Below are 21,578 nucleotides of genomic sequence, written 5' to 3' on the forward strand. Positions count from 1 at the left end.
CGCAAAAAGGCGGCTGGCTGGCGGCTGCGCTGACGCAGCCGGGGCCTAGCGCAAACCGGCGATGTAATCGGCAACCGCGCGGATCTCGCGGTCGTTCAGTTTGGCGGCGACCTGATTCATCTGCAGGCTGTTGTTACGGCCACCGTCACGGAAAGCGGTTAGCTGTGTCGCGGTGTATTCGGCATGCTGACCACCCAGACGCGGGTACTGGGAAGGAATGCCGGCACCGGTCGGGCTGTGGCAACCGGCGCAGGCGGGCACCTGGCGGTCGGAAATGCCGCCGCGGTAAATACGCTCGCCCAGGGCGACCAGCGCCTTGTCTTTGGCAAAGCCGGGTTTGACAGGCTTGGAGGCCACCCAGTAAGAAATATTGCGCATGTCCTCATCCGACAGCGCTGCGGCAAAGCCCTGCATGATGGCGTTTTTGCGCTTTCCGGACTTGAATTCCTGCAACTGCTTGACCAGGTACTCGGGATGCTGCTGCGCCAGCTTGGCGTTGGCCGCGATGGCCGAGTTGCCGTCAGCGGCATGGCAAGCCACGCAGACTGCGGCATAAGTCGCTGCGCCCTTGACAAGATCTGGTTTGGCGACCTTGGCCGGGGCAGCTTCACCAGCGGCCAAGGACAGGGCCGGCACAGCCAGCAGGGCAGCAAACAAACAAGTAATCAACGAAGTGGAAACTGGCTTCATATCGGGGGTTTAATAGTTGACTCTAAAGTGGACTTGGCAATCGGCGCGCGCCTCAAGCTGCATAAAAAGCCCCATCGGGACAGCAACTTCACGCAAAACTTCCTGATTTTACAATGGCTTGGGGGACAATCCCAAATATGAGCATATCTCCCCGTTCCACCCCCATCAAAACGCAGAAGCCCAGCCACAAGCGTCCCATCCCCAAAGTGGCGGCGGCCAAAATGGCGGCGGCCCTGGCGGCCCAAGTGCCCCAATCTGCCGAGGCGAAGATCGCCATGGGCTGGCTGCACACCGCCAAATTCCTGACCACCGCGCCCGAGCTCAAACACCTGCCACCGCTGGATGTACCGGAAATCGCCTTTGTCGGCCGCTCCAACGCGGGCAAGTCCACCTGCATCAACACGCTGACCCAGATCAACCGGCTGGCCTTTGCGTCCAAGACACCAGGGCGCACCCAAAGCATCAACCTGTTCTCGCTCGGCAAGCAAGGCGTCATGGACGCGGTGCTGGCCGACCTGCCCGGGTACGGCTATGCGGCGGTGCCCAAGGCAGCCAAGGCCCGCTGGCAACAGGTCATGGGCAACTATTTGCAGACGCGCGACACGCTCAGGGGGGTGGTGCTGCTGTGTGATCCGCGCCACGGCTTGACCGAGCTCGACGAAATTCTGCTCGACGTGATCCGTCCGCGCGTGGGAGAAGGCTTGAAGTTTTTGGTGCTGCTGACCAAGTCCGACAAGCTCAACAAGACCGAAGCGGCCAGAGCACTGTCCATTGTGCGACTGCAGGCTGGCGGCGGCGATGTCAAACTGTTTTCATCGCTGAAGCGGCAAGGCGTGGAAGAGGTGGCCCAGCACCTGTGGCAGTGGGCGCATCCGCCGGTACAGGACGACCAGGCTGCAGTGGCCGCAGCGCCTGCCGACGAGCCCGACGCCGGGTAAAGCCGGCGGGTCGGCCGCCCTACTTTTTTTGAGAAAATTTGCCTCCAACCCACGACTGAATTGGGTGAGCAGCTATTAAATGCATAGCATCATGATCCAGACCCGCCTCCTGACCCTGCCCCACGGCATCACCCTGTCCTGCCGCATGGCGGGCGACGAGCGCCGGCCGGTACTGATGTTTCTGCATGGTTTCCCGGAAGCGGCCTTTGTCTGGGACGGCCTGCTCGAACACTTTGCGCAGCCTGAAAACGGCGGCTACTTCTGCATCGCGCCCAATCTGCGCGGGTTTGAACAATCCAGCGCGCCCCCGGATGCGACAGCCTACCGCGCCAAACACCTGGTTCAGGACATCGCGGCGCTGATCGCACGGATCGCGCCTGGCGGTCAGCTCGAAGCCTTGGTGGCGCACGACTGGGGTGGCGCCGTCGCTTGGAGCGTGGCGGCAACCATGCCACAGCTCATGAAAAAACTCGCGATCATCAATTCGCCGCATCCCGGCACGTTTTTGCGCGAACTGCAGCATTCGCCAGCGCAGCAGGCCTCCAGCGCCTACATGAATTTCCTGATCCGACCCGATGCGGAAGCCCTGCTGGCCGCGGACGACTTCCGCCGGCTCTGGCAGTTTTTGACCAATGGCAAGGATCCACAGGGCAGCGGCGTATCGGCCTGGCTGACGGAAGACGTCAAGGACCAGTACCGCGCGGTCTGGAACGCCGGGCTGACCGGTGGCTGCAACCTCTACCGCGCGTCACCGCTGCGCCCACCGCGCCCCCACGATCCGGCCGCCGCTGCGGTGACCTTGCCGTCGGAGCTGCTGACGGTGTTGCTGCCGACGCTGGTGCTCTGGGCCATGGACGACATCGCCCTGCCACCGGCGCTGATAGCCGGGCTCGAAGCCTATGTGCCAAACATGCAGCTGGAGAAGATTCCGGGCGCCTCGCACTGGATCGTGCACGAGCAGCCTGCTCTGGTCGCCCGCATGCTGCAAGGCTTTTTGAGCCAGAGTTGACGCTCTGTTTTTGATAGCTGCCAGGACCCGTCCAGCATGGGCTGAAGGCATGAAAAGGCGTTGGGTCTGCCTTCAATAGATCGAAGGCTCACCTTCAGGCCGGCTCTTGAAGCGCCTGTGTACCCAGTAGTACTGCGCCGGCATCGTGTTGATGTAGTCCTGCAGCCGTGCATTCATCAGCGCCGTGTCGGCCACGAAGTCTGCCGAGGGTACGTCGGCCCAGGCGGGCATCACCTCCACCTCGTAACCGGTACTCGTCATACGCGTGACCACCGGAACAACTTTCGCGCGGCCCAATTTGGCAAAACGCGACAACGAGGGTACGGTGGCGGCATCCACGCCATAAAAAGGCACAAAAACCGACTCTTCCGGCCCGAAGTTCATGTCGGGCAGCAGGTACAGCGGCTGCCCCGCGCGCAGCGCACTGATGATGGGCTGCACCCCCTCGGCCCGGCCAAACAGGCGCGCGTTGCCGAAGCGCCTGCGTCCGCGCAGGATCCAGCGGTCCAGCAGCTTGTTGGCCTGGTCGGTGTAGATGGTCGTGAAAGCACGCGGCACCCGCTGTGTCAGCGCAGCCCAGCCGGCATCGAGGCCAACAAAATGCGGTGCAAACAGCACCACCGGCTGCTCGCCGTCCAGTTCGACCAGCGCGCCCTTGAGCTGCAGGCGCCGCCTGAGTTTTTCCGGATGACCGTGCCAGAGCCAGCTTCGGTCCAGCCAGGCCTGGGCGAAAAACACAAAGGTCTGCCGTGCCAGCACGTGCCGCTCGGCCTCCAGGCGCTCGGGGAAACACAGGAGCAAGTTGGTCTGGACGACCCGGCGGCGCGGAACCGCCAGCCCATAGAGCAGCCAGCCCAGCGCCACGCCCATGGCCCGCACCACGGGCAGGGGCAGCGCGGCCAGCAATTGCATGAACACAATGCCGCTGCGGGTGAACAGGTAGCTGGCGAGTTGGCGCGGCGTCTTCACGGCGCACCTTCATCGGCATGCTGCTGGCGCGGCTGCTTGTAGCGGGCATAGCCCCACAGGTACTGACCAGGCTGACTCAACACAATCGCTTCAATCGCCCGGTTGATGACCGTCACCGCCGGCAACAGCTCGCTTTTGGGCAGACTGTCGAGCGCAGCCAGCGGCGGCCAGATTTTCAGGAAATAGCCTTGACCGCGCGCCAGCCGTTCACAACTGACCGGCAGCACGACCGCGCCGCTTTGCAGCGCCAGCCGCGCGGCCAGGCTCATGGTGTAAGCCGGTTTGCCAAAAAACGGCACCCACACGCCCTGCCCGTCGGGCGGCACCTGGTCGGTCAACAGCGCCACCGCCTGGTTGCTCTTGAGGGTGCGGAACATCTGGCGAATCCCGCTGAGGCTGGCCGGCACCACCGTGAGTCCCGGACGGCTGCGAGCCAGCAGTTCAAGCCGCGCCAGCCAGGGTTTTCGCGCCGGCCGGTAAATCGCCGTGATCGGGCCGTACAGCTCGGCCAACGCCTGCGGTCCGAGTTCAAAGCTGCCGCAATGCGGACCAAAAAAAATCACACCCTTGCCCCGAGCGAAGGCGTCGGCAACATGACCCTGCCCTTCGATACGCACATTGCCCAGGCAAGAGGCCCTGGGCGGACGCATCCACAGCTTGGGCAATTCGGCCACGAAGCGCCCGGCCTCGCCAATACCAGGTCGCGCCGCTTCAAACGCGAGCCCGGCCTGGGCCACATTGGCACGAAATTCCCGCCGATAGCCGGGGCTCAAACACCAGACCAGCCAGCCCAGACCGGCGCCCAGCGCATGCAGAACGCGCAGCGGCCAGTGGGACAGAAACCGGAACAGATGGATCATGAAAGGGTACAAGGACAGGGGCGCAGGCGCTGGAAAAAGCAGTGAAGCGATATAATGGCAGCTGTCGCCGAGTTACTGAACAACTTGCAGGGCGACGTTAAACCAACCTGCTAAAGCGTTCGCCGAGGCACCCCAAGCCGGCAACGCGCCGACTAACTTCATGGAGTGTACGCAATGGCGAACGATTTTCTCTTTACTTCCGAATCCGTCTCCGAAGGCCATCCCGACAAGGTTGCCGACCAGATTTCCGATGCCATCCTGGATGCCATCTTCAAGCAGGACCCGCTGTCCCGTGTCGCAGCCGAAACCCTGACCAACACCGGCCTTGTTGTGCTGGCCGGCGAGATCACCACCAACGCGCATGTGGACTACATCCAGGTCGCACGCGACACCATCAAGCGGATTGGCTACGACAACACCGAATACGGCATCGACTACAAGGGTTGCGCGGTCATGGTCTGCTACGACAAACAGTCCAACGACATTGCCCAGGGCGTGGACCACGCGTCCGACGACCACCTGAACACCGGCGCCGGTGACCAGGGTCTGATGTTCGGTTACGCCTGCGACGAAACGCCCGAACTGATGCCCGCGCCGATTTATTACGCGCACCGCCTGGTGGAGCGCCAGGCGCAATTGCGCAAGGACGGCCGTCTGCCTTTCCTGCGCCCCGACGCCAAGAGCCAGGTCACTATGCGTTATGTGGACGGCAAGCCGCACAGCATCGACACCGTGGTGCTGTCCACCCAGCACAGCCCCGACCAAAGTGAAACTCAACACAAGATGAAGGCCTCGTTTATTGAGGCCATCATCGAGGAAATCATCAAGCCGGTGCTGCCCAAAGGTATGCTGACCAAGGACACCAAGTATCTGATCAACCCGACCGGCCGTTTTGTCATCGGCGGCCCGCAAGGTGATTGCGGCTTGACCGGCCGCAAGATCATTGTGGACACCTACGGTGGCGCCTGCCCACACGGCGGCGGCGCGTTCAGCGGCAAGGACCCGTCCAAAGTGGACCGTTCGGCCGCTTATGCCGCACGTTATGTGGCGAAAAACATCGTGGCGGCCGGCCTGGCCAAGCAGTGCCAGATTCAGGTGGCCTACGCCATCGGCGTCGCGCACCCCATGAATGTGACGGTCTATACCGAAGGCACTGGCGTGATGTCAGATGAGAAACTGTCGGCCCTGATCAACGAACATTTTGACCTGCGCCCGAAAGGCATCATCCAGATGCTGGACCTGCTGCGCCCGATCTACGAAAAAACCGCGGCCTATGGCCACTTCGGCCGCGACGAGCCGGAATTCACGTGGGAGCGAACCGACAAAGCCGCCACGCTGCGGGCCGCTGCTGGATTGAACTAAGCCCGGCACCAACCATCAAGCCCGCCTCGTCGGTAGAAGTGAAACCAGCAAGGCCTCTACGGCCTCATGCTCCACCGGCTTGGTGAGGTGCGCATGAAAGCCGCTCACTTTTGATTTTCGAATGTCGTCTTCAGTGCCCCAGCCTGTCAGGGCAACCAGTTTGGTCGATGCGGTGGCCGGATCGGCCAGCAGTCGCCGCGCCACTTCATAACCGTTCATGTCTGGCAAACCGATATCCAGAAACACCAGATCGGGACGAAACGAAAGCGCCACATCCAGCGCCTGCTGGCCGCCGTAAGCCGAGCGTGCCTCATGACCCGACAACTCCAGCAGCATGACCATGGTCTCCGCTGCGTCCACGTTGTCGTCCACCACCAGAATGCGCCGGCCATTACTCACTGTCGAGGTCGGGCTACTGGCCTCACAGGCCGGCTGGCCATCAGGTCTGGTCGCCGTCGGCAAGGTTACCGTGAACTTGCTGCCTTGGTCGATGCCAGGGCTGTCAGCGCGCACAGTGCCGCCATGCAGCTGCACCAATGTTTTGACCAGCGACAGGCCCAGACCCAGGCCGCCTTCGGCCCGGTCGAGTGTGCGTTTGATCTGGGTAAACATGTCGAAGACGCTGGACAACATGTCTTCGGGAATGCCGGCTCCGTTGTCGGCGACAGCAATGTGAACTTCTTTGCCCAGCAGCGTGGCCGCAAGATGGATCTGGCCGCCAGTCCGGGTGTATTTGGCCGAATTGCTCAGCAGGTTGTTAAGCACCTGCGACAGCCGGGTCGGGTCGGCCTCCAGCCAGACCAGATCAGCCGGCAAATCAACGCGCAATGAATGACCAGCGGCTTCAATCAGCGGACGCGAAGCCTCCAATGCGCTGGCTACCACCTCTTGCAGCGACAACCGCTCCAGCCTCAAAACTATCTTGCCGCTGTTGATGCGCGATACATCCAGCAGATCGTCGATCAGGCGCACCATCTGACCAAGCTGCCGCTCCATCACCGGCAGAATTTGTGTCACAACGGCCAAATCCGGCGCAAGCTTGAGCACCTGCAGCCCGGTGCGGATAGGCGCCAGCGGATTGCGCAGCTCGTGCGCCAGCGTGGCCAGAAACTCGTCTTTTCTACGGGCCTGGTCAGCCAGTTGCTGCTCAAAAGCCCTGCGACGTGTAACGTCGTGCGTGACGCACAGCACAGATTCAACCCCGCCGTCGTCGTTGAACTCGGGCACCAGCCGGCTGGAGTAGTAACGCACGCCGGCATTCGGTGTTGCCCACTCAAAGTCCAGCGAAGAATGCGAGCCGTGTTCGAATACATGGTTGATAGCAGCATCCCACTGGTCACACGGATAGGCCGGCATGTCCATCTCGCGATTGGACTTGCCCAGCAGTTCCTCGACCTTTCGCCCGGTGATTTTTTCAACCACTGAGTTGACAAAAACATGGCGCAGCTGGCGGTCGAAACGCATAAGCAAATCGGGCGTGTTGTCGGCAAGACTGCGCAACGCGCGCTCCCGCATGCTCAACGACTGTGCGGCGCGAACTTCGGCCGTTCGGTCTACACCGTGGCAAAAAATACCTGACACCTGACCATCAGCGCCACGCAGCGGGAGGTAAACGAAATCGACAAAAATTTCAGTTTGTACTTCCAGTGGCCCGCGCCGTAAAAACACAGACATCCCTGCGGCCTCGAATTTTTCACCGGTCAGGTACACCTTGTCGAGCAAATCAGGAAACGGCTGCGTGGCAAGCTCCGGGAGGGCCTCCAGACAGGTTTTTCCGAGAATTTCAGATCCATGCTGCACAAGGTCATAAAACGACTGATTTGCAAGCTCGAAGATGTGTTCAGGGCCTTTCAGCACAGCCGAAAACGACGGCATGATTGCAACAATCTGCGACAACTGAACCCTGCTGGCAACCACCTTTGCATCCGCACGCGCGTGCTCCACCGCCGCCCAGGTGCGCTCGGCAATTTCCTTAGCGATCGCAATTTCTTCGCTGGTCCACATGCGCGGCACATTTTGGTGAACGCCGAGTACTGCAACCAGTTTGCCGCTTTTCAGAACGGGAATACCCAGATTGGCCGCAATTTCCATCTGGGCGTAGGCCGATTTGTCGCTTTCAGAATAGCCGCCATCGCCGCGTATGTCAGTTACAACCACGTTTTCACCCGACCGCAAAGTGGCGAGCAGCTTCGGGCCATAGTCTTCCAGCCTGTAAATACCCGCCATACGGTTCACGTCGCTGACGTAGCTTGGGCCCACAACGACATGTTCTTCACCCGCCACCTCTAAAGACATGACCCTGCTTGCTTGCAGGTGTGCGCCCAGCAAATCAGAAGCCGTTTGTTGAATCACATGCTCGTCGGTCAGGCCACGCACCGCGTCGCCGAAAACTCTGCGGAATGTTTCTCGGTCAGCCACCAATCGCAGGGCGTCTCTACCCTGGCGAAGTTCGCGTGCCATGGCCCAGCCCTCGCAGGCAGTTTCAAGTGCCCGGGTCAGTGCTTGCGCGCCGGCCCAGTCTTTGCCTATGTAGTTTTGTGCACCAGCGCGCAGCACGCGCCGGCCGTCTTCCCGACGGGCAACGCCCGTTACCACCACCACCGGGCACACTGGCATACCGTCGCTGCCTATCAGAGCAGCCAGTACCTCGTGTGCGTCCATGTCTGGCAGGTTGTAGTCCAGCACGACACAGTCGGGCGGAGGCACTGCGCCCAGTACCGCTTTGATTCCGGCTGCACCTGTTCCAGCCTCGACAAATGTCAAACGACGCTCCGAGCCACTCAGCAGCATGCGGTGAATCTCTGACCGGTCCTCGGGACTGTCGTCAATGATGAAGACGCACCAGGGTTTCAAGATTTCTTTGTCGGCGTGCAGCATCAATCGACTTTCAAGGTTTCGGTATGCAGCGTGCCGCTCTCAAACCAGTCATTCAATGAAGAACCCAGCGGCAGCAGATACTGGCCATAGCTACGTGCTTGACATGGTGCATTGGCGCCTGCCTGATGGCAAAAAGCCACGTCTTTCGGATTGGCCGACGTCGTCAGAACCACCATCGGAATTTCATTCAAACCGTCATCAGTCTTGGTGGCGACCATGGTTTGACGGCCGTCGACACAGTGAGAATTGAGGTTCATAAAACCAAGGACCGACAAAGAGGCAACTGGACATCACCTTCACCACGCAGCACCGCCAACCCATATCCACCTGAAGCAACGCGGTAAATAATTCGTGCCAGGCCGCCTGCGGCTGCGGCAGCGCGAAGGGTGTCAAAGTCTTCATCCGGGTCTTGCAAGACCGGAATCGGCGCGGCCAGTGATTCAGGCATGCTGGTTGCCACGCGCCGGGTTCAGCGTGAAGAAAAACGTCGTTCCTTCACCAACCGCCGACTCAGGCCAGACCTGGCCGCGATGCCTCTCCACCAGTTTGCGCACAATCGTCAGGCCGGCGCCGGCGCCGCCGCCGTATTCTTCGCGGCCATGCAGGCGCTTGAACAATTTGAACACCTGATCGAAATGGTGCGACGCGATGCCGATGCCGTTGTCGCGGACGTAATACACGGTCTGCCCGTCAGTCGTTTGGGGAAATCCAGTGCGCAGCGCTGATTCATGCGCGTCGATGAAGCCGACTTCGACTCGCTTGGCCGACTGATCGTTGTACTTCAGCGCATTCGACAGCAAATTCACCAGCACTTCGCCAATCCGAACACGATCGCACAGGATGCGCGGCAGCGCCCGGGGCGCGACGATCTGCGTACGGCAATTTCCCGTGAGAGAGCCTGTCATTTCCATCGCATCGGCCAAAGCCTCATTCAGATCGACGTTTTCAAGCGTCAGCTCTTCGCGGCCCACCCGTGAAAAATGCAGCAGCGAATCGAGCAGGCTGTCCATGCGAAACGTCAGGCGTATCAGGGCTTGGAGCTTGCGCTTTTCCCCTTCATCGGCGGGGGCGGATTCGCTCAACTGGTGGGCGTAGGTGTGAATGCCGCGCAGCGGCTCCTTCAGATCATGGCTGGCCAAATAGGCAAAGGCATCAAGCTCTTCATTGCTGCGCGCCAGATCGGCATTCAGGCCAGCCAGTTGCTCGGCGCGCTCGATCACCAGTTCCATGATGAAGGTACGTAGCCGCGCAGCCGCGTCAATCTCAACCTGCAGCCACGGCAGGGCCTGCTGATGAACCGACTCACTGAACAGCTCGAAACTTCGCCGGGGCGTCAGCCGCGATCCATGCGGCCCTGTCACCTTGGGTTCGTAATGCGGATTGCCGCGCCAGTTGATTGTTTTTTCCACTTCGGGCCTGAACCACATCATCAGGTTCTCGCCACTGCGCGACAGCGGTGCGGCCAACAATCCGCTGGCCACATCAGCAAATGCTGCACCAGGTGGATAGTCCGCCGCCAGTGATTGCGTTGCGTACAGCGGCCGGGCCAGCGAGCCGGTATCGAGCCGTTGCACCACCCATTGACCGAGTGCTTCCAACTGAACTTCACTGGGCGTCTGACCAACCCGCCACCATCGTTCGCGGTGGAACAGCGCCGCGCCGCCCGCTTGCATGGCACTCAGCAACGAAGGCGCGCCATCGGTCATGCATGCCAGTCCACCTTCCTGCGCGGCATTTTTCAGCAGCTGCTGATGGACCTCCTCCAGTTGAATACGGTAAGCCGCGTTTTCACGGTCTTCAACGGATTTATGCAGCAGCGAGCCGACTTGTGCAAGAAATTCGCAGGCTGCACGCGACTCATAGGGCACATGGCGCGGGCCGCTGTATTGGTGGCAGGCAATCAATCCCCACAGCAGGTTGTCGCGGCGCAGCGCCAGTGTCAGGCAGGCCGTCACACCCATATTTTTCAAATATTCGGCGTACATCATCGAGGCGCCGCGCAAAGCGCAGTACGTCATGTCCACCGGCTTGCCGGTGTCGGGGTTCACAAGCGGCATCATTTCAGCAAGCGCACCACTGATGTCGGGCACTGGTCGAATCCAGGTTTTGGTAAAAATGTCGCGCGTCGGTTTTGGTATGTCTTCGGCCGGGTAATGCATGCCCAGCCAAGGCGGCAGATCGCTCCCGCAGCTTTCAGCAAAAACCTCCCCGTGGTGATCTGCGTGGAACTTGTGGATCATCACCCGGTCCATGCCAGACAACAGCCGAACCTCATCGGCGAGCGCCTGGCAAAACGTCTGCACCGTTTGCATGGTTTGGAGGCGGGTCACCGTTTTCTTGATAAGTGAGTAATAGTCAGGCTGATTTTTCGGACCAGGCATCTCTTCACCGACGATCTGGGTAGACGGACTTCGACCGGTGGCTTCAAACTCCACCATCACCACGCCGTCGAGCGTGTGCACGGTCACGTCCATCGCGGCAACCTGCTCGCCTGCGGGCAGGGTGAAGGCGTAAATTGGATTGCACTCAGTCGGCTCGGTGTCCAGAACGTTTCGCAGTCGGACCTCTCCCGCTGACTGGACAACTGCCGCCACGCTTTGGCCCAGCAGCTCGGCGGCGGCACGACCGAGTATCACCAAGGTATTCTCGCTGGCCTGCAAAATCGACAAGTCTGCCTGGCGAAGCACGAGCAGCGCGCCATGAGCCTGAATGCAGCCGGGGGTGCGCACAGGTTCGTCATCACAGTTGACCAGGGTGAGGCCGTCGCGCTTGATGCTGTAAGGTTGTGTGGCCCACGGTGCAGCGCTGGTCATTGGGGGCCCTGATACCAAAGCCTCGACATTCTGTGCGTTGCTGCTAAGGTTTTCATGCACGCTGGTCTGCCTCTCGGTGGTTTTCTGTCAGATTCTTCGCGCAGGTGTTAGCCAGTGCACACCAGCCACGCAAGCTGGCAAAAGTGGTAATCGCGCTGACCACCATCGCGCTTTCAGTTTGGGGGTCAATCGCGCCGCTGACCAGCAGTTGCCGCATGGCCTGCCACATCTTGCCGGTGTCGGCCGCGTAGCCTTCAAAAAAACTGCCTCCCGTGGTCGGCGTAATGTCAATGTTGGTCCGTACATGCCGGGTAATCATCTGCCCCCCCAGCGTGGCGCCTTCAATCACGTACAGGCAGCCCAATACCTCGGCCTCGGTTTCCAGTGGCGGTAAGTTCCTGCAAAGCGGCAGGTCTGCAGTCTCGACGCCTAAATAGTGGAGGTCTCGCTGCAGACGGGTGGTTTTTTTCAACCGGGGTAAGAGCGTTGCAAGTTGCGATGTCGCTCCGACCCCATGGTCACCCGGCAGTGCACAGCGAATTTTCAGTGCCGCCTCAAGCGGTCGATAGAAGCCGTAAAACTGCTCAAGCCGCCGACAATAAACTTCGCGTGTGAGCCCGGTGCCCATTAAATCGAGCAAGCGTTCGACGGCATCATGTTCGCCCCGCGTTTCCAGCCGAAGGCGGGTGAGGACGGAACACGGCGTGGCTGCTTGGGCAATTAAAGGCGCCGCACCCTGATTTAAAAAAGCGCTCAATATGAGAACGGCCATGAAGTCTCGCGATGCTGTGAGAATCCGGAAGGGGTGTTGACAAAAGAAGATACCACGCATTGATCCAAGAATGAGTCTGGTTTCCATCACAGGAAGAGTCAACGGCGCTCGCTACTTTCGCAGTGGCTTGCACACGTATCGCCTTACAGTGAACCGATGTGTATCAGGACTATGCTGACCAAACCCCGCCCGGCACATGCTCCGGTCCATGGCACCCCAATGTGGTGCAAGCAGGCCGCCAAACGCCTTAGTGGCCAACTAGGCCTGTTTTTTTTGCCACCTGGCTCGTTCATCGCCCTCGTGGGTACGCCGCGACAGCGCGAAGAGCTCGGCGGTGGACCTAGTCTACCGGCTGGACCAGTTGGTGACTCACCCGAACGGAGTGATACATTTCACCGGTCACGGCGGGAAATGGTCTGCCTGCGTGTAAAAAACACCAGTTTTTCGGACCCTCAAAGTTGCGGGAGACTACGTCGAAACCTGGCAACGCTTGCAAAAATGTGGGCGTCAAAAAACCACCTCACGGTGGTTTCTGGGCAGCCTGAAAGGTCTGAGGCGATCAGCGGACATATGGCGAAGGTTCCATATGCTTGCCGCTACCGGGTACGTCCGACGACTTGGCTTTTGGATCGGGCACAGGCTGCGTTTTGTTCGTGCCTTCTTCCCCAAAAGTCTTTTTTTTGGGTTTTCCAACGGCGACGTCGTTTTCGTTCTTGTCGCGGCCGTCCCCCTGACCAACACTGGTGTTGCTCATGGATCAGCTCGAAAAACCGGATTCGCCTGCCAGTCCACCTTGGCGCTGGCCGCTGTCGGTCGACCTGCTGGTGCCCACCAAAAACGGCCAAGCAGCACGCCCTATATAGGCTCTGGCGAAGCCAACCGGCGTTTTATCTTCGTTGGCGAGCAAATCGCCAGGGCGGGAATCCTGAAAGCGACTTGGCAACTCGATACTTAAGTGAGTCATCGGCATTTCCTTAGAATGAGTTTTCCCGCGCAATCGGCGAGCTCTCTGAACTATAGGCAAGGAGCATCAAAAAGGTTTGTCAGATTCATCCTTTCAGTTTTGTAGGACAAGCCGGAGGTTGATTGGAGAATTTTTGAGCGGCCAGCCTTGAAACCGTCATAAAACAGCATTATCATCAGCACTCGATGGTATTGAGTGCTAACAACGCCGCCCAATCCAGCCATTTCACACGCACTGCGTTCCGCGCTGTGCTTTTTGATTCCCAACTGTTTCAAACAAGGAGCTCCCATGAAACTTCGCCCCCTGCACGACCGCGTGATTGTCAAACGCGTTGAAAACGAGACCAAAACCGCCTCCGGCATCGTCATTCCTGACAGCGCCGCCGAGAAGCCTGATCAGGGCGAAGTCCTGGCTGTGGGTCCTGGCAAGAAAAACGACAAAGGCGAGATCAGCGCCATGGCCGTCAAGGTCGGCGACCGCGTCTTGTTCGGCAAGTACAGCGGCCAGACCGTCAAGGTCGATGGCGACGAATTGCTCGTGATGAAGGAAGACGACCTGTTCGCAGTTGTCGAGAAGTAACTTCTCGCCTTTCACACATCATTAATCAACTGAATCTGGAGAATTAAACATGGCAGCAAAAGACGTCATTTTCGGCGGCGAAGCCCGCGCACGCATGGTCGAGGGTGTGAACATCCTGGCCAACGCAGTCAAGGTTACCCTGGGCCCCAAAGGCCGCAATGTGGTGCTGGAGCGCTCTTTCGGCGCCCCCACCGTGACCAAGGACGGTGTGTCCGTCGCCAAGGAAATCGAACTCAAGGACAAGCTGCAGAACATGGGCGCGCAGATGGTCAAGGAAGTTGCTTCCAAGACCTCTGACATCGCTGGTGACGGCACCACGACCGCTACCGTTCTGGCACAAGCCATCGTCCGCGAAGGCATGAAGTACGTCGCCGCCGGCATGAACCCGATGGACCTGAAGCGCGGCATCGACAAGGCTGTGACGGCCCTGGTCGAAGAGCTGAAAAAAGCTTCCAAGCCCACCACCACCAGCAAGGAAATTGCCCAGGTCGGTACCATTTCTGCCAACAGCGACGAAGAAGTCGGCCGGATCATCGCTGAAGCGATGGACAAGGTCGGCAAAGAAGGCGTTATCACTGTTGAAGACGGCAAATCATTGAACAGCGAACTCGACGTCGTTGAAGGCATGCAGTTTGACCGCGGCTACCTCTCGCCCTACTTCATCAACAACCCTGAAAAGCAGTCCGCGATTCTGGACAACCCGTTTGTTCTGCTCTACGACAAGAAGATCAGCAACATCCGTGACCTGCTGCCCACCCTGGAGCAAGTTGCCAAGTCCAGCCGTCCACTGCTGATCATCTCGGAAGACGTCGAAGGCGAAGCCCTGGCAACTCTGGTGGTCAACACCATCCGCGGCATCCTGAAGGTTGTGGCTGTCAAGGCCCCTGGTTTCGGCGACCGCCGCAAAGCCATGCTGGAAGACATCGCTACCCTGACCGGCGGCAAGGTCATTGCTGAAGAAGTTGGCCTGACACTTGAAAAAGTGACACTGGCTGACCTCGGCCAGGCCAAGCGCATCGAAGTGGGCAAGGAAAACACCATCATCATCGACGGCGCTGGCGCCGCTGCTGACATCGAAGCCCGCGTCAAGCAGGTTCGTGTCCAGATCGAAGAAGCGACCAGCGACTACGACCGTGAAAAACTGCAAGAGCGCGTGGCCAAACTGGCTGGCGGTGTTGCCGTGATCAAGGTTGGCGCTGCCACCGAAGTCGAAATGAAAGAGAAAAAAGCCCGCGTTGAAGACGCCCTGCACGCTACCCGCGCTGCTGTGGAAGAAGGCATTGTTGCCGGCGGCGGCGTGGCATTGCTGCGCGCCAAGCAGTCGGCTGGCACCATCAAGGGCGACAACGCTGACCAGGACGCCGGTATCAAGCTGATCATGCGCGCCATTGAAGAGCCACTGCGCATCATCGTCGCCAATGCTGGCGAAGAGCCAAGCGTTGTGGTCAATGCGGTGCTGGCCGGTAAAGGCAACTACGGCTACAACGCCCAGAACGGCACTTATGGCGACATGATCGACATGGGTATCCTGGACCCCACCAAAGTGACCCGCACCGCACTGCAAAACGCAGCGTCCGTGTCGTCGCTGATGCTGACAACCGAATGCATGGTTGCCGAGGCTCCGAAAGACGAGTCTGGCGCTGGCGGCGGCGGCATGGGTGGTGGCATGGGTGATATGGGCGGCATGGGCGGCATGGGCATGTAAGGGTCCTTGCCTGAGGACTGATCGCCGCGTTGCGGGGTCTTGCCGTACCTTTGGTACTGTCTGCGACCCCGCGCCTCGCGCTAAGCCCTCATGCTGCGTCCGGTGGCTTCAAGGCTTTCGGACAAATCAACAAAAAAAACCCGCTGGGCTCGCGCCCTGCGGGTTTTTTCATGAGCGCTCGAACTAATCGGAAGCGTCGCTGCTGCCGGGCTGGACCCACCAATAGATCAGCAGCAGCAAACCAATGACAGTCAGCATGATCAGTTGCCACCAGCCGCTTTTTCCGATGTCGTGCAGGCGGCGGGCACCGACCGCGAGCGCGGGCAGCAGCAAGGCCAGGGACACCAGGCCGGCGACGATGTCACCCAGCATGGAGGCGGCAATTGAGACCAGTATCTGAAACAGGAAGAACCACCAGAACTCGGGGCGCGCGGCGCGCCCGGAGAAGGTGGCGTATCTGGAAAAGCAGGTCGAGATGGCTTGACCGAAGTTCATGTGTTCTCCTCCTCAGGAGTGTGCAGGGCGAATTCCCCGCAACATGATATTCGACCGAAATGACGCCGGGCCAGACGCAGCCGTTGAAGCGAAAGAGCCACTGGGACTTCTCACTTTGGGAGCTAGAAAAAGGCCCGCAGGGCTTGCGCCTCGCAGGCTTTTTTTCACGCTCAGGGTCAGGCCACCGGCTTGAAGTCGTACCCGTTTCCCAGCTTCTCGATGCGGCCGAAGGCCGGGAAGGGGAAGTGGAAACCACCGGCCAGAACTTTGTCATTGACGACCATCTCGAACACCTTGCGGCGGGTCTCGCGCGCCTGTTCGGGGTTCATGTCAAACACCACGGCCCAGTCCGGATTTCGGGCGAAAAGCTGGGGCACATTGGTCAGGTCGGCCAAATAGGCAAACTTCTCGCCACGGCTTTGCGCGCTGACCGTCACCATGCCCGGTGTGTGGCCGTAAGCGGCAGTTGTACTCACGCCGGGCAGTATCTCCTGGCCGGCCTGGAACTGGATCAACTGGTCGGTCCCCAGGCCGCCGAACACGCGGCGCACATTCTGGAAGGCGCCCTTCATGGCGTCCGGCGCCGCAGCCATCCTGGCGTCATCCATCCAGAAGGCGTGCTCAACAGTGGGCACCATGATGCTGGCCTTCGGGAACACCAGCTGGCCGGCCTTGCTGCGCAGGCCGTTGATGTGGTCGCCATGGTGATGGCTGATCACCACGGTGTCGATGTCATTGACAGTGAAACCGGCGGCGTTCAGGTTGGCCTGTAAGCGGCCTGTGGTGGCGGGGCCGTTGTCGGCAAAACCGGTGTCAATCAGCACGCGGCGGTTGCCGGCAACGATCAGGAACGCCGTGTAGGGCACGTCGACATACTCGGTGGGGAGGTTCTGCGAACGCAGCAGTTCCTGCACCTCGGTCAGCGGCGCATTGCGCACAAACTCGGCCGCCAGTGGGCGGCGCACCACGCCATCGTTCAGCGCGATGACTTCCATATCGCCGAGCTTTTGCTTGCGAAAACCCACTTGGACGACGCTGGGTGCGCCGAAATTCGGGGCGTTTTGGGCCACCAGTGGTACGAAGGATCCGGCCAGATAGGCGGCGGCAGCTGCGCCTCCTCCGACGAGCAGGTCACGGCGATTGATCATTAAATATCTCCTGGGTCATGGGTTAAAGAAACTCAATGAATGCTCTCCGACTCAGGCACAAGCCGCCAGCGCCATGCCAATTACCCAGTAGCTTTCTGGGGGAATCCGGGACTTCAGGACAGCTGCAGTCGCTGCAGCAGGCCGGCAGTCGATGCGTCCAGGCCCACCGCGTCGCCGCTTTGCAGCCGCTGCTCGATATCGCTCGCCAATACCTTGCCCAGCTCCACCCCCCACTGGTCAAAACTGTTGATGCCCCAGATGGCGCCGCTGACGAACACGCGGTGCTCCTGCAGCGCGATCAATGCCCCCAGGCTGGCCGGGGTCAGCGCTTCAAGCAGCAGGAAGGTGCTGGGCCGATTGCCCGTGAAATGTTTGTGGCCGCCCACATCGTCTTTTCCCTGCATCAGCGCCTGGGCCTGGGCCAACACATTGGCCAGCAGCTTGTTGTGGTGCCCCGGCAGGCTGCGCGCCACCCGCTTGATGGCGACAAACTCGACCGGAACCACCTCGGTGCCCTGGTGCAGCATCTGGAAGTAGGCATGCTGGCCGTTGGTGCCCGGTTCGCCCCAGAGCACCGGCGCGGTGGCAAATGGCAGAACCTGCCCGTCCGCATCCACGCGTTTGCCATTGCTCTCCATTTCAAGCTGCTGCAGATAGGCCGGCAAGCGGCGCAAGGCGCTGCTGTAAGGCGCGATGCTGCGGCTGGTGAAACCGTGAAAATTCCGGTACCAGACATCGAGCAGGCCCAGGCGCACCGGCAGGTTCTGCGCCAGCGGCGCGCTGCGGAAGTGGTCGTCCATGGCGTGAGCGCCGCCCAAAAAATCCCGAAAACCCTGCGCGCCGATGGCGATGGCCAGCGGCAGACCAATCGCCGACCACAGCGAATAACGCCCGCCGACCCAGTCCCAGAATCCGAAGGTGGTACTGATGCCGAAGTCGTTCGCCGCCGCGACGTTGGTGGTCAGCGCGGCGAAGTGGCGCGCGATGTCCGTGCCGCCCTGCGCCTCGAACCAATGTTTCGCCGATCCGGCGTTGGTCATGGTCTCGGTCGTGGTGAAGGTCTTGGATGCAATCAGGAACAGCGTGTTCTGCGGCTTGAGTTGCGCCAGCACAGCGGCCAGCTCCTGGCCGTCGATGTTCGAGACAAAGTGAATCCGCTTGCCCGACAGGCGGAACTCGTCCAGCGCCAGCACCGCCATCTGCGGTCCCAGGTCGGAGCCGCCGATGCCGATGTTCACGATGTCGGTCATGGCTGCGTCCTGCCGCACCTGCTCGGCATAAGCCAGCATGGCGTTCAGCGTCTCGTGCATCCGGGCAAGTTCGTTTGCTATATTTTCAGGAGCTGCGGGCGCCCGTCCCGCATGGGCTGAGGCCGGATTTCTCAACAAAAAGTGCATGGCTGCACGGTTTTCGGTGCTATTGATCTTTTCACCGGCGAACATCGCATCGCGATGGCCCTCCAGCCCGCATTGAAGCGCCAGCTTCAGCAGCAGCGTCTGCGTTTGCGCATCAATCAGGTTTTTCGACAGGTCGGCAAACAAATGCGGCGCGTCCTGGCTGAAGTCAGTGAAGCGTCGAGGGTTGGCAGCAAACGCCTCTCGCAGATCGAAGGTTCTGCCGTTTGCCGCATACAGCGCGCGCAACGCCGCCCAAGCGGGCGTGCGGTCGCAGCGGATCAGGGCTTCACGCATGCGGCCACCTCCGCGCAGCCAGCAATGCTCCGGCGTTGCGGCGTCGGTGGCTCGGCCGCATTCGTCTTGGCATCGATCCCCGTGCCGGGGTCCCTCGCTGCGTAACTCATGCGGCCAACATGAGCTTTTCAAGCTTGACCGCATCGGCCGCAAACGCGCGTATGCCTTCGGCCAGCTTCTCGGTGGCCATCGAGTCCTCGTTGAGCGCGTAACGGAAAGTCACTTCATCGAAGTTGACGGCCGGCAAGTCCAGCGCCTGGGCGGCTTTGGCGTCCAGCGCCCGCTGCAGCGGCGCCTCACTGGCGGCCAGTTGGGCCAGCAGCTCGGGGCTGATGGTCAACAGGTCGCAGCCGGCCAGCGCGGTGATCTGGCCGATGTTGCGAAAACTCGCGCCCATGACTTCGGTGGCGATGCCGAAATGTTTGTAGTGGTTGTAGATCTCGCGCACCGACAACACGCCGGGATCATTGGCGCCAGACCTGGCGGCCTCGTCCCAGGCAGCGCCGGCCGATTTCTTGTACCAGTCGTAGATACGCCCGACAAAAGGCGAGATCAGTTGCACCTTCGCCTGGCCGCAGGCCACCGCCTGGCAAAACGAAAACAGCAGGGTCAGGTTGGTGTGAATGCCGCGGTCTTCGAGACGGCGCGCGGCTTCAATGCCTTCCCAGGTCGCGGCCACCTTGATCAGCACGCGGTCAATGTGGATGCCTTCAGCCTCGTACAACTCGATGATCCGTTCGCCACGGGTGAAAGTGGCATTGCTGTCAAAGCTCAAGCGCGCGTCGACCTCGGTCGAGACGCGGCCGGGAATGATGGACAGGATTTCGCAGCCGAAACGCACCAGCAGGCGGTCCATGGTTTCGTCCAGCGCCCGGCCGCTGAATTTCGCCATCGTCTCGCCCAGCAGGGGCTGGTACTCAGGCTTTTGCACTGCCTTGAGGATCAGCGACGGGTTGGTGGTCGCGTCCTGCGGCTTGAAGGCGTCGAGCTGTTTGAAATCACCGGTGTCGGCAACCACGGTGGTGAACTGTTTGAGGGCGTCGAGTTGGTTCATGGTCGAAGTGTAGATGTCTGGCTACGGCGGAGCCTGTCAGCGGAGGGCTCGATTGAGTTACGATTATGAGCCCAGAATATGAAACTTTATTACATGACGATTCAATTATGAGTTTTGATCTGGTCCTGTTTGGCGGCACCGGCGACCTCACTTGGCGCAAGTTGATGCCCGCGCTGTTCCAGGCCTTCCGGCACGGATCGTTGCCGCCTGAGGGGCGCATCATCGGCGTGGGTCGTGACGCGATGAGTGATGCGCAGTACCGCGCGCTGATCCAGTCGCGCTTTGACAGCGTGGAGCTCGCCAAACGCCCCAGCGGCGGCGAGTTCGAGCGTTTTGCCGCCCTGCTGCATTACCTGCGCATGGACTTGTCCCAGCCCGCCGACTATGCGCAACTCGCCGACACGCTGAAAGCCCGCCAGGCCGAGACCGTGGTGATGTACCTGGCGACCGCGCCGGCGTTGTTCACTGGAATTTGCGAGAACATGGCGGCTGTTGGCCTGAACGGCCCGCAAACCCGCGTGGTGCTGGAAAAGCCACTGGGCCACGACTTGGCCTCGAACCGCGCCATCAACGAAGCCGTTTTGCGTGTATTGCCGGAAAAGCAGATTTTCCGCATCGACCACTACCTGGGCAAACCATCGGTACAGAACCTGTTTGCCATGCGTTTCGGCAACTCGCTGTTCGAGCCGCTGTGGCGCCGCGAAAACATTGCCAACATCCAGATCACGATTGCCGAGGAGCTCGGCGTTGAAAAACGCGGCGCCTTCTACGACAGCACCGGCGCGCTGCGCGACATGGTGCAAAACCATGCATTGCAATTGCTCTGCGCCATCGGTATGGAGCCACCCATCAATGCGCATGCCGACGCGATCCGCGATGAAAAACTCAAGGTGCTGCGTTCGCTCAAGCCATGGACACCTGAAACGCTCAAGCAGCACGTGGTGCGCGGCCAGTACGCGGCCGGCAGCATCGCCGGCGAGGCGGTGCCCGGCTACCTGCAGGAAGCTGGCGTCAACCCGGACAGTCGGACCGAGACTTTTGTGGCGCTGCGCACCGAGATTGCCAACTGGCGCTGGGCCGGTGTGCCGTTTTACATACGCACCGGCAAACGCCTGGCCGACCGCGACGCCCACATTGAAGTCAACTTCCGGCCGACGCCGCATGCGATCTTCAAGTTGCCGCAGGGTGCGGGCAACCGCCTGGTGATCAACCTGCAACCCAAGGACGGGCTGGAGCTGCACCTGTTCGCCCAGGGTCAGGACAACCGGGGAGGTAGCCGCGCGTCCAGCCAGACGCTGGCGCCGGTGCAACTGGACCTGGACTTCGACAAGCGTTTCGGCACCGAACGGGTGGGCGCCTACGAGCGCCTGCTGCTCGATGTGATCAACGGACGCCTGAACCTGTTTGTGCGCAGCGACGAACAGGAGGAGGCCTGGCGTTGGGTCGAACCCATTCTGGACGCCTGGCAGCAGGACAGCTCGGGACCACGTCCGTATGCAGCGGGTACCTGGGGGCCAAGCGCTTCCAGCGCCATGATTGCCAAAGACGACTACTGTTGGAGCGAAGAATGTTGATGTGGCCCCCACGGTCGTTCGCTTCGCGTAACTCCCTGCCCCCCGGGGGGGCCGCTGCGCCTGCGGGCCGGCAGAGCC

General features: G+C 60.6%; 20 protein-coding genes. 6 read left to right on the forward strand and 14 right to left on the reverse strand.

Annotated elements, in window-relative coordinates; translation table 11 throughout:
- Positions 1 to 45 precede the first annotated feature (45 nt).
- Complete coding sequence (locus IEX16_RS06145; RefSeq protein ID WP_188707465.1) at positions 46 to 690, reverse strand: c-type cytochrome; 645 nt, start codon at positions 688 to 690, stop codon at positions 46 to 48.
- Between the two features lie 221 nt (positions 691 to 911).
- Between IEX16_RS06145 and yihA the strand changes: the two genes are divergently transcribed.
- Positions 912 to 1,628, forward strand: coding sequence for a ribosome biogenesis GTP-binding protein YihA/YsxC (gene yihA / locus IEX16_RS06150; RefSeq protein ID WP_188707572.1), 717 nt, complete (start codon positions 912 to 914; stop codon positions 1,626 to 1,628).
- Positions 1,629 to 1,719: 91 nt separating this feature from the next.
- On the forward strand, positions 1,720 to 2,637 hold the full coding sequence (locus IEX16_RS06155; protein ID WP_188707466.1) for an alpha/beta fold hydrolase: 918 nt from the start codon (positions 1,720 to 1,722) through the stop codon (positions 2,635 to 2,637).
- 72 nt (positions 2,638 to 2,709) lie between these two features.
- On the opposite strand, the gene IEX16_RS06160 is transcribed toward IEX16_RS06155, so the two are convergent.
- Entirely contained in the window at positions 2,710 to 3,606 is an 897-nt protein-coding gene (locus IEX16_RS06160) for an LpxL/LpxP family acyltransferase (RefSeq protein ID WP_268236601.1), read from the reverse strand.
- Positions 3,603 to 4,466: a lysophospholipid acyltransferase family protein gene (locus IEX16_RS06165; protein WP_188707467.1), complete on the reverse strand. Its 864-nt coding sequence runs from the start codon at positions 4,464 to 4,466 to the stop codon at positions 3,603 to 3,605. Before IEX16_RS06165 ends, IEX16_RS06160 begins: the two co-directional genes overlap by 4 nt.
- Positions 4,467 to 4,640: 174 nt before the next feature.
- On the opposite strand from IEX16_RS06165, the gene metK reads away from it, so the two are divergent.
- Positions 4,641 to 5,828: a methionine adenosyltransferase gene (gene metK / locus IEX16_RS06170; protein ID WP_188707468.1), complete on the forward strand. Its 1,188-nt coding sequence runs from the start codon at positions 4,641 to 4,643 to the stop codon at positions 5,826 to 5,828.
- Positions 5,829 to 5,843: 15 nt separating this feature from the next.
- Here the strand turns inward: metK and IEX16_RS06175 are convergent, their stop codons facing one another.
- The 7 genes from IEX16_RS06175 to IEX16_RS06205 form a co-directional block, all read right to left on the reverse strand.
- Positions 5,844 to 8,705 carry a response regulator gene (locus IEX16_RS06175; RefSeq protein WP_188707469.1) on the reverse strand — a complete coding sequence of 954 codons (2,862 nt, stop codon included), beginning with the start codon at positions 8,703 to 8,705 and terminating at the stop codon, positions 5,844 to 5,846.
- On the reverse strand, positions 8,705 to 8,962 hold the full coding sequence (locus IEX16_RS06180) for a response regulator (protein WP_188707470.1): 258 nt from the start codon (positions 8,960 to 8,962) through the stop codon (positions 8,705 to 8,707). The genes IEX16_RS06175 and IEX16_RS06180 overlap by 1 nt, the downstream gene beginning before the upstream one ends.
- On the reverse strand, positions 8,959 to 9,153 hold the full coding sequence (locus IEX16_RS06185; RefSeq protein WP_188707471.1) for a hypothetical protein: 195 nt from the start codon (positions 9,151 to 9,153) through the stop codon (positions 8,959 to 8,961). The genes IEX16_RS06180 and IEX16_RS06185 overlap by 4 nt, the downstream gene beginning before the upstream one ends.
- A complete protein-coding gene (locus IEX16_RS06190) occupies positions 9,146 to 11,518 on the reverse strand; it encodes an ATP-binding protein (protein WP_188707472.1) in 2,373 nt (790 codons plus the stop codon). Before IEX16_RS06190 ends, IEX16_RS06185 begins: the two co-directional genes overlap by 8 nt.
- Before the next feature lie 52 nt (positions 11,519 to 11,570).
- Positions 11,571 to 12,377: a biliverdin-producing heme oxygenase gene (locus tag IEX16_RS06195; RefSeq protein ID WP_188707473.1), complete on the reverse strand. Its 807-nt coding sequence runs from the start codon at positions 12,375 to 12,377 to the stop codon at positions 11,571 to 11,573.
- A gap of 472 nt (positions 12,378 to 12,849) precedes the next feature.
- On the reverse strand, positions 12,850 to 13,044 hold the full coding sequence (locus tag IEX16_RS06200; RefSeq protein ID WP_188707474.1) for a hypothetical protein: 195 nt from the start codon (positions 13,042 to 13,044) through the stop codon (positions 12,850 to 12,852).
- A 3-nt stretch (positions 13,045 to 13,047) separates the two neighbouring features.
- A complete protein-coding gene (locus tag IEX16_RS06205) occupies positions 13,048 to 13,254 on the reverse strand; it encodes a hypothetical protein (RefSeq protein ID WP_188707475.1) in 207 nt (68 codons plus the stop codon).
- A gap of 288 nt (positions 13,255 to 13,542) precedes the next feature.
- Here IEX16_RS06205 and groES point away from each other — a divergent pair, with 288 nt between their 5' ends.
- Both groES and groL read left to right on the forward strand, forming a co-directional pair.
- The gene (groES, locus tag IEX16_RS06210) at positions 13,543 to 13,833 is read left to right on the forward strand and encodes a co-chaperone GroES (RefSeq protein WP_096667046.1); all 291 of its coding nucleotides are present in this window, start codon (positions 13,543 to 13,545) and stop codon (positions 13,831 to 13,833) included.
- Positions 13,834 to 13,882: 49 nt separating this feature from the next.
- Complete coding sequence (groL, locus tag IEX16_RS06215) at positions 13,883 to 15,538, forward strand: chaperonin GroEL (protein WP_188707476.1); 1,656 nt, start codon at positions 13,883 to 13,885, stop codon at positions 15,536 to 15,538.
- Between the two features lie 183 nt (positions 15,539 to 15,721).
- On the opposite strand, the gene IEX16_RS06220 is transcribed toward groL, so the two are convergent.
- The 4 genes from IEX16_RS06220 to tal form a co-directional block, all read right to left on the reverse strand.
- Positions 15,722 to 16,033, reverse strand: a complete 312-nt coding sequence (locus IEX16_RS06220; protein ID WP_188707477.1) for a DUF805 domain-containing protein — start codon at positions 16,031 to 16,033, stop codon at positions 15,722 to 15,724.
- Positions 16,034 to 16,209: 176 nt separating this feature from the next.
- Positions 16,210 to 17,181, reverse strand: a complete 972-nt coding sequence (locus IEX16_RS06225; protein ID WP_188707478.1) for an MBL fold metallo-hydrolase — start codon at positions 17,179 to 17,181, stop codon at positions 16,210 to 16,212.
- Between the two features lie 113 nt (positions 17,182 to 17,294).
- Entirely contained in the window at positions 17,295 to 18,872 is a 1,578-nt protein-coding gene (gene pgi, locus IEX16_RS06230) for a glucose-6-phosphate isomerase (RefSeq protein WP_188707479.1), read from the reverse strand.
- A gap of 106 nt (positions 18,873 to 18,978) precedes the next feature.
- The gene (gene tal / locus IEX16_RS06235) at positions 18,979 to 19,926 is read right to left on the reverse strand and encodes a transaldolase (RefSeq protein ID WP_188707480.1); all 948 of its coding nucleotides are present in this window, start codon (positions 19,924 to 19,926) and stop codon (positions 18,979 to 18,981) included.
- A gap of 107 nt (positions 19,927 to 20,033) precedes the next feature.
- On the opposite strand from tal, the gene zwf reads away from it, so the two are divergent.
- Positions 20,034 to 21,500 carry a glucose-6-phosphate dehydrogenase gene (zwf, locus tag IEX16_RS06240; protein WP_188707481.1) on the forward strand — a complete coding sequence of 489 codons (1,467 nt, stop codon included), beginning with the start codon at positions 20,034 to 20,036 and terminating at the stop codon, positions 21,498 to 21,500.
- The last annotated feature ends 78 nt before the right edge of the window (positions 21,501 to 21,578 follow it).

The sequence above is a fragment of the Polaromonas eurypsychrophila genome (assembly GCF_014641715.1).
Classification (GTDB): Bacteria; Pseudomonadota; Gammaproteobacteria; order Burkholderiales; family Burkholderiaceae_C; genus Polaromonas; species Polaromonas eurypsychrophila.